At 69.8% G+C, this 9859-nt stretch carries 10 protein-coding genes and 1 tRNA gene; 3 read left to right on the top strand and 8 right to left on the bottom strand.

The annotated features are described in order from the left end of the window. Both VNW53_RS07080 and VNW53_RS07075 read left to right on the top strand, forming a co-directional pair. The coding region (locus VNW53_RS07080; RefSeq protein ID WP_325554553.1) for a TonB-dependent receptor domain-containing protein at nucleotides 1–739 on the top strand (739 nt) is incomplete at its 5' end. Nucleotides 740–753: 14 nt separating this feature from the next. Then, nucleotides 754–1836: an alkaline phosphatase family protein gene (locus tag VNW53_RS07075; protein ID WP_325554552.1), complete on the top strand. Its 1083-nt coding sequence runs from the start codon at nucleotides 754–756 to the stop codon at nucleotides 1834–1836. Between the two features lie 146 nt (nucleotides 1837–1982). Here the strand turns inward: VNW53_RS07075 and VNW53_RS07070 are convergent, their stop codons facing one another. From VNW53_RS07070 to queA, 5 genes are all read right to left on the bottom strand, one after another. Continuing rightward, complete coding sequence (locus VNW53_RS07070) at nucleotides 1983–2933, bottom strand: SDR family NAD(P)-dependent oxidoreductase (protein ID WP_325554550.1); 951 nt, start codon at nucleotides 2931–2933, stop codon at nucleotides 1983–1985. Nucleotides 2934–3018: 85 nt separating this feature from the next. Further along, nucleotides 3019–3093 (bottom strand) — tRNA-Lys (locus VNW53_RS07065). A 108-nt stretch (nucleotides 3094–3201) separates the two neighbouring features. Then, a complete protein-coding gene (locus VNW53_RS07060; protein ID WP_325554548.1) occupies nucleotides 3202–4569 on the bottom strand; it encodes a hypothetical protein in 1368 nt (455 codons plus the stop codon). Then, complete coding sequence (gene tgt, locus VNW53_RS07055; RefSeq protein ID WP_325554546.1) at nucleotides 4569–5684, bottom strand: tRNA guanosine(34) transglycosylase Tgt; 1116 nt, start codon at nucleotides 5682–5684, stop codon at nucleotides 4569–4571. Before tgt ends, VNW53_RS07060 begins: the two co-directional genes overlap by 1 nt. Next, on the bottom strand, nucleotides 5684–6760 hold the full coding sequence (queA, locus tag VNW53_RS07050) for a tRNA preQ1(34) S-adenosylmethionine ribosyltransferase-isomerase QueA (RefSeq protein WP_325554545.1): 1077 nt from the start codon (nucleotides 6758–6760) through the stop codon (nucleotides 5684–5686). The genes tgt and queA overlap by 1 nt, the downstream gene beginning before the upstream one ends. 63 nt (nucleotides 6761–6823) lie before the next feature. Between queA and VNW53_RS07045 the strand changes: the two genes are divergently transcribed. After that, entirely contained in the window at nucleotides 6824–7840 is a 1017-nt protein-coding gene (locus VNW53_RS07045; protein ID WP_325554544.1) for an endonuclease/exonuclease/phosphatase family protein, read from the top strand. 9 nt (nucleotides 7841–7849) lie between these two features. Here the strand turns inward: VNW53_RS07045 and VNW53_RS07040 are convergent, their stop codons facing one another. Genes VNW53_RS07040 through coaD form a run of 3 tightly spaced genes read right to left on the bottom strand, consistent with a single transcriptional unit; the run spans nucleotide 7850 to nucleotide 9793 of the window. After that, the gene (locus VNW53_RS07040) at nucleotides 7850–8362 is read right to left on the bottom strand and encodes a peptidylprolyl isomerase (RefSeq protein ID WP_325554542.1); all 513 of its coding nucleotides are present in this window, start codon (nucleotides 8360–8362) and stop codon (nucleotides 7850–7852) included. Further along, nucleotides 8362–9252 (bottom strand): peptidylprolyl isomerase, encoded by an 891-nt coding sequence (locus VNW53_RS07035; RefSeq protein WP_325554541.1) that lies wholly within the window; start codon nucleotides 9250–9252, stop codon nucleotides 8362–8364. The genes VNW53_RS07040 and VNW53_RS07035 overlap by 1 nt, the downstream gene beginning before the upstream one ends. A 46-nt stretch (nucleotides 9253–9298) precedes the next feature. Next, nucleotides 9299–9793, bottom strand: a complete 495-nt coding sequence (gene coaD / locus VNW53_RS07030; protein WP_325554540.1) for a pantetheine-phosphate adenylyltransferase — start codon at nucleotides 9791–9793, stop codon at nucleotides 9299–9301. Nucleotides 9794–9859 lie beyond the last annotated feature (66 nt).

Here is a 9859-nt window from a genome sequence, read left to right as displayed (position 1 = left end):
CGCCTCGATCAACACCACCAACAATCCCGGCACCGTCGAGATCTTCCGCGGCAACCCGGACCTGAAGCCCACCACGGGCAACAATTTCGACCTGTCGCTGGAGTACTACCTGCCGAACGGCGGCATCGTGGAAGTCGGCCTGTTCGACAAGGAATTCCGGAACTACATCGTCCCGCGGGTCCAGCACGGGACCACCACCGATCCCCTCGCCCCCGGCCAGCTTGCCAACGTGACCACCTTCCTGAACACCTCCTCGGCCTACGCCCGGGGCGCGGAGTTCGCCTACCAGCAGAAGTTCACCTTCCTGCCGGATCCCTTCTCAGGCTTCGGCGCCGAAGCCAACCTGACGCTGGTCGACTCCCGGATCCTCGAATACGATGCCGCGACCAGCGGCTCGGGAACCGCCCAGTACGGCCTGCTCCCCGGCACGTCGAAGGTGACCTGGAACCTCGCCGCGTTCTACGAGGACCACGGCATTCAAGCGCGCCTTTCGAGCCAATACGTCAGCCACAGCCTGTTCGGCTTGGGCGGCGACAAATCGCTCGACGTGTTGCAGGACAAGCGCCTGACGATGGACTTCACCTCGAGCTACCAGATCAATTCGCAGCTCACCGTCTATTTCAACGCCAAGAACCTGCTCGACACGCCGCTGCGCTACTACGAGGGCAGCGCCAACCGCCCGATCCAGCGTGAATTCTACGGCCAGACGTACGAGGCTGGCGTCCGCTTCAAACTCTGAGCCTGCAGGAATCCATGAAACGCCCAGTCGCTTCGATCGTCGCCGCCCTGGCCCTTGCGGCCGCCCTGCCCCTCCGGGCCGCAAACCTGGAGGGTGTCCCACGCTACGACCATGTCTTCGTGATCGTCGAGGAGAACAAGGACTACGACCAGGTGCTCGATCCGGCTGCGGCGCCCAATATCGCGGGCCTCGCCTCGCGATACGGCAACGCCACGCGCTTCTTCGGCGAGGTCCATCCGAGCGAGGCCAACTACGTCGCCATCCTCGGCGGCGACACCTTCGGCATCCATGACGACGACGCCTACTACTGCAAGGCCGGGTCCACCCGCCCATTCTGCGACGGGGCCATGGCCGCGGGCTACGCCGACCACACGGTCCACACCCGGCACCTCGGCGACCAGCTCGCCGCGGCGGGCCTGACCTGGAAGGGCTACTACGAGACCTTGCCAGAGCCCGGCTCGCCGGCCGTCATCGCCGGCGATCCGCGGTTCGACAACGGCACACGCCAGACGGCGCTCTACGCCTCCAAGCACTCCGGCTTCATGAACTTCGCCGACGTGCAGAACGACCCGCATCGCGCCGAACGCATCGTGGGCTTCGACCAACTCGACCGCGACCTCGCGGGCGGCAACCTGCCGGCCTTCGCCCTGATCGTGCCCAACCAGTGCAACGAGATGCACGGCCTGTCGGGCGACGGCGTGCCGGCCGACTGCCAGGGCGCCAACAAGGCGGGCCTGATCCGCCGCGGCGACGCCTTCGCCGGCGAACTGGTGCGCCGGATCCAGGCCACCCCGGCGTGGGCGGGCCGCGGCAACTTCGCCATCGTGATCACCTTCGACGAAGGCGCCGGGAAGGTCCGCGACGGCTGCTGCGCCGTCACGCCGGACGCGCCGTCCAACTTCGGGGGCGGCCACATCCCGACCGTGGTCATCACCAACCACGGCGCGCACGGCGTCCGCGACGAGACGCCCTACAACCACTATTCGCTGCTACGGACCCTCGAAGACGCCTTCGGTCTCCCTGACCGTCTCGGCCACGCGGCGGATGCGGACAAGGGCGTCCGCCCCATGACGCCGCTGTTCGCGGTCGCGCACTGACGGCAAAGGGCAAGGCGCTGCGGCGGGAAAGCGCGCTTGCGCGGACGCTTTGACCCTCCGTCCGTTCTGGGGCCGGCATGGCGCGCCGGAGGGCCGTCGTAGCCCGCCGCAGCGTCCCCGATTCTAGCGGCGCCCCGATCCCGAAGCTAGAAGGTCTCGCCAACCATGGCCTCGCTCTTGGCCCACAGCGCCCGCGCCGTGTCCGGATCGAGCGCATAGGGGCGCACGCCGCCGCGGACCGCGCCCAGATCCACGACCTCGGCGACGTGGCAGTCCTCGCAATAGCGCCCGCCCACCTCGTCGGCGGCGGCCACCAGACCGCTCCAGACCGAGGTCGCGGCGCCCTGCGGGATCGTCTTCCACGGAATCGGCGGCTCGGCCGCGTCCGGTGTGGGCGGGATGATCTGCGCGCGCACCTCCGGCGTCATGTGCCGGCCAAGCTCGGTCGCGATGACCCCGGGATGCACGGCCGTCGCGCGCACGCCGCGCGCCTTGTGGCGGCGATCGAACTCCACGGCGAACAGGATGTTCGCGGTCTTGGACCGGCCATAGGCGACGAACTCGGCGTAGGGCGTGCGATCGAAGTTGGGGTCCTCCAGATCGACGTCGGAGAACCGGTGACCGGCGGACGACAGGTTGACCAGCCGTGACCCGGGCTTCAGCAGATCGGCGATCCGGTTCACCAGCACGAAATGGCCCAGGTGGTTGGTCCCGAACTGCGTCTCGAAGCCGTCGGCGGTCTTACCGAACGGCGTGGCCATGACGCCGGCGTTGGCGATCACAACGTCGAACGCCTCGCCGGCCGCCACCAGCCTGTCGGCGCAGGCGCGCACACTGGCCAGCGACGCCAAGTCCAGTTCCACGAGGTCCAGGCCGCCGCCGGGGGCCGCCTCGGTGCGCGCCGCCTCGGTGGCGGCCTGCGCCTTTCGCAGGTCGCGGGCCGCGCCCACCACATGGGCGCCGTGCGCCGCGAGGGCGCGGGCGGTCTCGGCGCCGAGCCCCGCCGACACGCCCGTCACGAGGATGCGCTTGCCTCTGAGATCTACGCCCTCCAGCACCTCATCGGCCGTCGATTGGGCTCCAAAAGCTCCGGCCATCGCTCGCAAACCTGTTTCTGAGGATCCGCCTTCTGGCGGAATAGCCGTCACTTATGATCTGCGCCGCGCGATACAAGGCGGCGTCTGGTAGGCCGGGTGAGGTTCGAACTCACGACCATTCGATTAAAAGTCGAATGCTCTACCACTGAGCTACCGGCCCACGACGCGGGGGGCCTTGAACAGCCCTTGGCGAAGCGGCGCGGACCTTAGGCGCCGCACCTTTCCCGCGCAAGTGCGCGCGGGCGCTGACGCCGGGCCGGGATGTCGTTCATCGACCAGTCGATGAAGCCGAAGTATCCCGTCCGCCAGCCGGCGGCTGAACCGGCGGATCGCGCCGCAGCTCGCGCTGATAGAGGCCTTCGCGCCTCATCCAGTCGGCCAGGCCGAGCACATGTCCAAGATCGCCGTAGACGATCGGCTGCATTTGCGGATAGCGCCGGCCCTCCCGGAAGTCGGCGATGAACCGCAGGTTGGCGTCGGCCGTGCGCACCGCATAGACCGTCATCACCGCCTGGTGGGCCAGCATCACGGCAGAGGCCGCGATCAGCAGCATCTCCAGCCTGTGGGGACGTGCGATCCAGGCGCAGCGCAGATAGGGCAGCAAGAGAAGCCAGAGGCCCACGTGCAACGGCGCCAGGAACACCGAATAGCGCATCGGCAGCAGATCCGGCGCGATGACGCCGGTTCGCGCCGCGCCGGCCATCAGGGCCGTGGTCAGCGAGAAGGCGATCAGGCCGACCGCCGCCCGCTCGCTCCACGGCGCCCCGCGCCGCGCCTTCAACGCCAGAGCCGCCAGCGAAAGTCCCAGCACCGCGAGGCCGAACCCGGCGCCCAGCCGCGGCAGGGCGCGCAACCAGGGCAGGCCAAGATAGTTGAGCACCAGGGCCGTGGCGTCTCCCAGATGAGCGGCCAACCCCGGCGACGCGGCCGCCGCGGCCGCTCCGGGCGTCTGCCCGACCAGATAGAGCAGGCTGAACGCGCCGCCCGCGACCGCCACGGCCAGGCCCCCGACCCGGTCGCCGCGCCGCCAGGCCCCGACCATCAAAGCCGGCCAGACAGCCAGGCCTGCGGCGCTGCCGAGCCCCGCCGCCGTCGCGCAGACCAGGGCCGCGGCCAGTCGAAGGCGCGGGCGGCCGCCCGGCGCCTCGGCGAGGAGGATCGCCGCCACCGCGAAGACCAGGGCGTGGACATAGGTGGTGTCGATGTCGGAGGTGGCGTCCAGCACGTTGCAGCCCATCAGGCACAGGGCCGCAGCGACGCCGCCGCCGACCAGCCGCAGCCCTTGCCCCGCAGCCGCCGCGCCGGCCCAGGCCAGCATGGCGGCGACCGCCGCCAGGCAGGCCACGCCCACCGCCAGGAACAGGTAGCTCCTGGCCCCGAAGGCGCCGATGTCGAGGTCGAGGACCGCGAAGGTCCACACCAGGTGGTGGAAGTTGTGCGGCGCCCAGAAATAACGGCCGAAGTCGCCGTCCGCCTGTAGCCGCCGCCACCGCTCCACCCAGTCATACATGTCCGAATAGGCTTCGAGGATCGAAGTGCGCCAGACGAGCCAGCCCGCGACCGCGCCATAGGCCGCGAGCGCTGCGATGAAGACCAGTCGAGCGGGCCCGCCCAAGCGCGGCGCGGGCTCGGCCATCAGCGCCGGGCCTGCCGTGCGGCGACATCACGCCGGAAGGCCTCCATCCGCCCCTCGGCGATCGCGGCGCGCAGGGCCGCCATCAGGGTCTGGAAGAAGGCCAGGTTGTGCCACGACAGCAGCACCTGGCCGAGGATCTCCTCGGACTTCACCAAGTGGTGCAGATAGGCCTTGGAATAGTCCCGCGACGCCGGGCAGGCGCTGGTCTCGTCGAGCGGCGCCTCGTCGTCGGTGAAGCGGGCGTTCTTGAGGTTGACCGCCCCATCCCAGGTCCAGGCCTGGCCGTGCCGCCCGGACCGGGTGGGCAGAACGCAGTCGAACATGTCGACGCCCCGGGCCACCGCCTCGACGATGTCGATGGGTTTTCCGACCCCCATCAGATAGCGCGGCCGCTCCGGCGGCAGCATGTCCGGCGCGTAGTCGAGCACCTCGACCATGCCCTCGTGCCCCTCGCCCACCGCCAGGCCGCCGATGGCGTAACCGTCGAAGCCGGCGCCGATCAGCCGCTCGGCGCTTTCGCGGCGCAGCGCCGGCGACATGCCCCCCTGCTGGATGCCGAACAGGGCCTGGGACTCGCGCTGGCCGAACGCGGCCTTGGACCGCTCGCCCCAGCGCGCGGAGCGGCGCATGGCCTCGCCGGCCCGGTCGTCGGTGGCCGGCAGGGCCACCAGCTCGTCGAGTTGCATGACGATGTCGGCGCCCAGCAGATCGGCCTGGATCTCGATGGAGCGTTCGGGCGTGAGCACGTGCCGGGAGCCGTCGATGTGGCTCTGGAAGGTGACCGCCTCCTCGGTGACCTTGGAGATCTTCGACAGCGACATGACCTGGAAGCCGCCTGAGTCGGTGAGGATGGGCTTCTCCCAGCGCATGAACCGGTGCAGCCCGCCCAGGCGCGCGACACGCTCGGCGGTGGGCCGCAGCATCAGGTGGTAGGTGTTGCCCAGCAGGATGTCTGCGCCGGTCTGGGCCACCTGCTCGACGGTCAGCGCCTTGACCGTGCCCGCCGTGCCGACCGGCATGAAGGCAGGCGTGCGGATCTCGCCCCGCGGCGTGGCGAGCACGCCGGTCCGCGCCTTGCCGTCGGTCGCCGCGATCGTGAACGGAAAGGCCGCCATCAGGCCGCCTTCCAAAGCAGACTCGTGTCGCCGTAGGAATAGAAGCGGTAGCCGGAGGCGATGGCGTGGGCGTAGGCCTGCCGCATGGCGCCAAGCCCCGCAAATGCGCTCACCAGCATGAACAGCGTCGACTTCGGCAGGTGGAAGTTGGTCATCAGGCCGTCGGCGGCGCGGAAGCGGTAGCCGGGGGTGATGAAGATCGCCGTCTCGCCCACAAAGGGCCGGACCGCGCCGTCCTCGCCCGTCGCCGACTCCAGCAGGCGCAGGGATGTGGTCCCGACGCAGACGATGCGCCCGCCCGCGCGACGGACCGCGTTCAGTCGTTCCGCCGTGGCCGCGTCGACCTCGCCCCACTCCGGATGCATCCGATGTTCGGATACTGCCTCGGTCTTCACCGGCAGGAAGGTGCCCGCGCCCACGTGGAGCGTGACGAAGGCCGTCTCGACGCCGGCGTCGGCCAGCCGGGCGAACAGCTCCGGCGTGAAGTGAAGGCCCGCGGTCGGCGCCGCCACCGAGCCGTCCTCCTGCGCATAGACCGTCTGGTAGTCGCGCCGGTCCTGCGCGTCCTGCGCGCGCTTGGCCGCGATATAGGGCGGCAGCGGCATCGACCCGCGCTCGGCGATCACGGCGTCCAGGTCAGGCCCGGAGAGGTCGAAGCTCAGCGTCACCTCCCCGCCCTCGCCCTTGCCGGTCACCGTGGCGTCCAGCGCGCCCAGCAGGCAGGCGCGGTCCGAGACGTCCCCGAACACGACCCGGTCGCCTTCGGCCAGCCGCTTGCCGGGCCGCATGAAGGCCGTCCATCGGTGCGGCGACAGCCGGCGGTGCAGGGTCGCCTCGACCGCCACGCGGCTCTCGCCTCGATGGCGCACCCCCTTCAGCCGCGCCGGGATCACCCGCGTGTCGTTCAGCACCAGGACGTCGCCGGCGCGCAGCTCGCTGGGCAGGTCGCGCACGGTGAGATCTCGAAGCGCCCCGCCCGGCTCGACGACCAGCAGGCGGGCCGCGTCCCGCGGGCTGGCCGGCCGCAGGGCGATGCGGTCGTCGGGCAGGTCGAAATCGAAATCGGCAAGTTGCATGGCCGGCGCGTGAAGCGCACGCGAACGGCTCGCGGTCAAGCTTGGCCGGTGCTAGGAGCGCTCATGCGCAATCTTTGGCTGACTTTCCGCTGGGGCCTGGAAGCCGCGGCCGCCGCGCTCGCGCTGGGCGCCGCGGCGGCCGCCGTGGGCGCCCAGGGCGGCCGCTGGAACGACAAGCTGGATCTCCTGGCCCACTTCGCCCTGATCTGGCTGGCGGCGGGCGCGGTGGCCTTCATCCTGTCCTGGGCGTCGCCCAGCGTGCTGCGCGGAACGCTGATCCGCCTGGCGGCCCTGGTCGCCGTCCTGGCCGCCGGGGGCCTGATCCTGCCCGACTTCACCCGCCCGCGGTCTCCCAGAGCCGAAGCTTCGGCGCCGCACCAGGTCAAGGTGGTCGAATTCAACGCCTGGAACATCCACAGCGACCCCGACCGCGTGGCGGCATGGATCGCCGCGCAGAACCCCGACCTGGTGGTGGTGATCGAGCCCCATCCCGCCTTGGAGACACGCCTCCGCCAGGCCACCGGCCTGGAGACCTATTCGGCCGACAACATCGTCGTCGCCGCGCGCCACCCTTTCATCCGCACCCGGGTGAACTGGGACGTCCACGACCTGCCGGGGCAAGGGTTCTATCTGAACTGGCCGGTGGTCTATGGCTTTGACGGGAAGCCCTTCGCCTTCGTGGGCGCCCACCAGGGCTGGCCGATCCCGTCGCGGCGCGCGCGGTCGGAGGCTCTCCACCTGACGCTCACCCTCGACACCATCGATCGCCCCAGCGCCATCCTCGCCGGCGACTTCAACTCGACCCAGTGGTCCTTCCTGCGCCGCCAAGCCGAGGCGGGGATCGGGCTGGAGCGGCGCGACCGCGCCCTGCCGAGCTGGCCGGCGCGGCTGCCGATGCTGAACGGCCGGGCCTTTCCGATCCCGTTCCTGCCGATCGACCACGTCTATGCCGGAGGCCTGTGGCGCACGGTGAAGGTCGAGCGCGGGCCGAAGCTGGGCTCGGACCACTACCCGTTGATCGCCACACTGGCCTGGGACGGCCCGGTCGGCGGCGACCCCAGCCGGTGGCCGGGGCGCTAGATCGCGGATTCAGGCGTCCGCCGCGACCTTCATCGAGACGATCTTGCCCGGATCGCGGGGCGGCTCGCCCTTGGGCAGGGCGTCGATGTGCTCCATGCCCTCGGTCACCTCGCCCCACACCGTGTACTGGTTGTCGAGGAAGGTGGCGTCGTCGAAGCAGATGAAGAACTGGCTGTTGGCCGAGTTGGGGTTGGCCGTCCGCGCCATGGAGCAAACGCCGCGCACATGCGGCTCGCGCGAGAATTCCGCGGGCAGATTGGGCTTCTTCGAGCCGCCCGAGCCGGTCCCCGTCGGGTCGCCGCCCTGGGCCATGAACCCGGGAATCACCCGGTGGAAAACGACCCCGTCATAGAAGCCTTCCCGCGCCAGCTCCTTGATCCGCGCCACGTGCTGCGGCGCCAGATCCGGGCGCAGCTTGATCGTCACCGGACCCGTGGCCAGCTCCATGATCAGGGTGTTCTCGTCGTCCTTGCTCTTCGCCGGGGTCTGGGTCGCGGCTTTCGCCTTGGATTTGGGGGCCATCATTTCACCTCAACAGGAATATCGACATCACAGGCCGTGAAGTCCGCGCCCTTGGCGGCGCGGACCCGATCGATCTCACCCTTGAACCACGGTCCCTTGGTGTCGATCACCCGCACCTTCGGGCGGGTCGCCTCCGGCAAATCGGCCAGCAGGCGGACGTGTTCCATATAGTCCTGCGGCTGCTCCACCGGCTCGCCGGCCTTGATCGCCCGGACCACATCCTGGCCGCTGATCACCCGGCCCCAGGCGGTGTATTTCCGCTCCAGCGAGGGATAGGCGTAGCGCATCAGGAAGAACTGGCTGTTGCCGCTGTCGGGGTTGTCGTCCCGCGCCATGCCGGCGACGCCGGGGCAATAGAGGCCCCAGGCGGTGACTTTCTGATCCTTGGTCATGACCGAGAGCGCCATGGACTGGCTCTCGACCGGCATCGACTTGATGAAGCCGATCTCGGCGACGGTCTGGTCGGCGGCCATGGCGAACGGCAGGTCGGCGCCGCGCCGGAAGGTGAACTCGGCGGGCACATTGGGCTTCGACGAGCCGCCCTGGCCGTTGTTCTGCGGGTCCCCGGTCTGGTCCATGAACTTGTCGATGACCCGGAAGAACTTGAGGCCGTCGTAGAAGTTCTCGTGCGCCAGCGCGCGGATCTGGGCGACGTGCTGCGGCGCGACCTCGGGGATCATTTCCAGGACGATGCGGCCCTTGTTGGTGTCGATCACCAGCACATTGTTCGGGTCGGGCGTGCGCCAGTCGGCGGGACCGGGCGCGGAAGGCGCGGCGGGGGCGGCAGGCTTCGCGGCCGGAGCCGGCGGCGTCTTGGCCTTGTCCTTGGGGGCGGCGGACGCCGTGACGGCGACGGCCGCGGCGCAGGCGGCGAACAGAAGGGTTCTCATGAGGCTCTTCGTAATGGGCCGGCGGGCCGGACGCCAGCGCTGCGGATCAGTCGCGGCCGGCCTTGGCCATCAGCCGGTCCTTGACGCTGGGGCTGACAAACTTCGCGACGTCGCCGCCGAGCAGGGCGATCTCCTTCACCAGCCTCGAGGCGATCGCCAGATGGCGGGGGTCCGCCATCAGGAACACCGTCTCGATCTCGCGGTCGAGTTGCTGGTTCATGGCGGTCAGGGCGAACTCGAACTCGAAGTCGGCCACGGCGCGCAGGCCCCGTACGACGATCCCGGCGCCGATCTTGCGGGCGAAGTGCATGGTCAGGCCCTCGTAGGGCTCGACCACGATCTCCGTGGCGCCGCGAAAGGGCGCGACCGTCTCCTCGACAATGGCCACCCGCTCGTCGAGATCGAACATCGGGGCCTTGCCGGTGTCGATGGCGACGCCCAGCACCAGCTTGTCGACCAGCTTCACGGCCCGGCCGATGATGTCGGTGTGCCCGTTGTGGATGGGATCGAAGGTGCCCGGATAGAGCCCAATGCGGGTCATGCGGCTTGGTCCCCCAACAACCTCGGCTTCGCCTTTCGCCGCCGCGCAAGGTTCTGGCAAGGGGAA

The organism is Phenylobacterium sp., from assembly GCF_035569475.1.
Classification (GTDB): Bacteria; Pseudomonadota; Alphaproteobacteria; order Caulobacterales; family Caulobacteraceae; genus Phenylobacterium.
The sequence above is the reverse complement of the archived record's forward strand: the minus strand, read 5'-3'. Positions and strand labels throughout refer to the sequence as shown.

Coding starts and splice junctions, on each gene's coding strand:
- VNW53_RS07035 (WP_325554541.1), bottom strand. CDS start 9,252: ATGAGAACCCTTCTGTTCGCCGCCTGCGCCGCGGCCGTCGCCGTCACG.
- coaD (WP_325554540.1), bottom strand. CDS start 9,793: ATGACCCGCATTGGGCTCTATCCGGGCACCTTCGATCCCATCCACAAC.
- VNW53_RS07045 (WP_325554544.1), top strand. CDS start 6,824: ATGCGCAATCTTTGGCTGACTTTCCGCTGGGGCCTGGAAGCCGCGGCC.
- VNW53_RS07075 (WP_325554552.1), top strand. CDS start 754: ATGAAACGCCCAGTCGCTTCGATCGTCGCCGCCCTGGCCCTTGCGGCC.
- VNW53_RS07040 (WP_325554542.1), bottom strand. CDS start 8,362: ATGGCCCCCAAATCCAAGGCGAAAGCCGCGACCCAGACCCCGGCGAAG.
- VNW53_RS07070 (WP_325554550.1), bottom strand. CDS start 2,933: ATGGCCGGAGCTTTTGGAGCCCAATCGACGGCCGATGAGGTGCTGGAG.
- tgt (WP_325554546.1), bottom strand. CDS start 5,684: ATGGCGGCCTTTCCGTTCACGATCGCGGCGACCGACGGCAAGGCGCGG.
- queA (WP_325554545.1), bottom strand. CDS start 6,760: ATGCAACTTGCCGATTTCGATTTCGACCTGCCCGACGACCGCATCGCC.
- VNW53_RS07060 (WP_325554548.1), bottom strand. CDS start 4,569: ATGGCCGAGCCCGCGCCGCGCTTGGGCGGGCCCGCTCGACTGGTCTTC.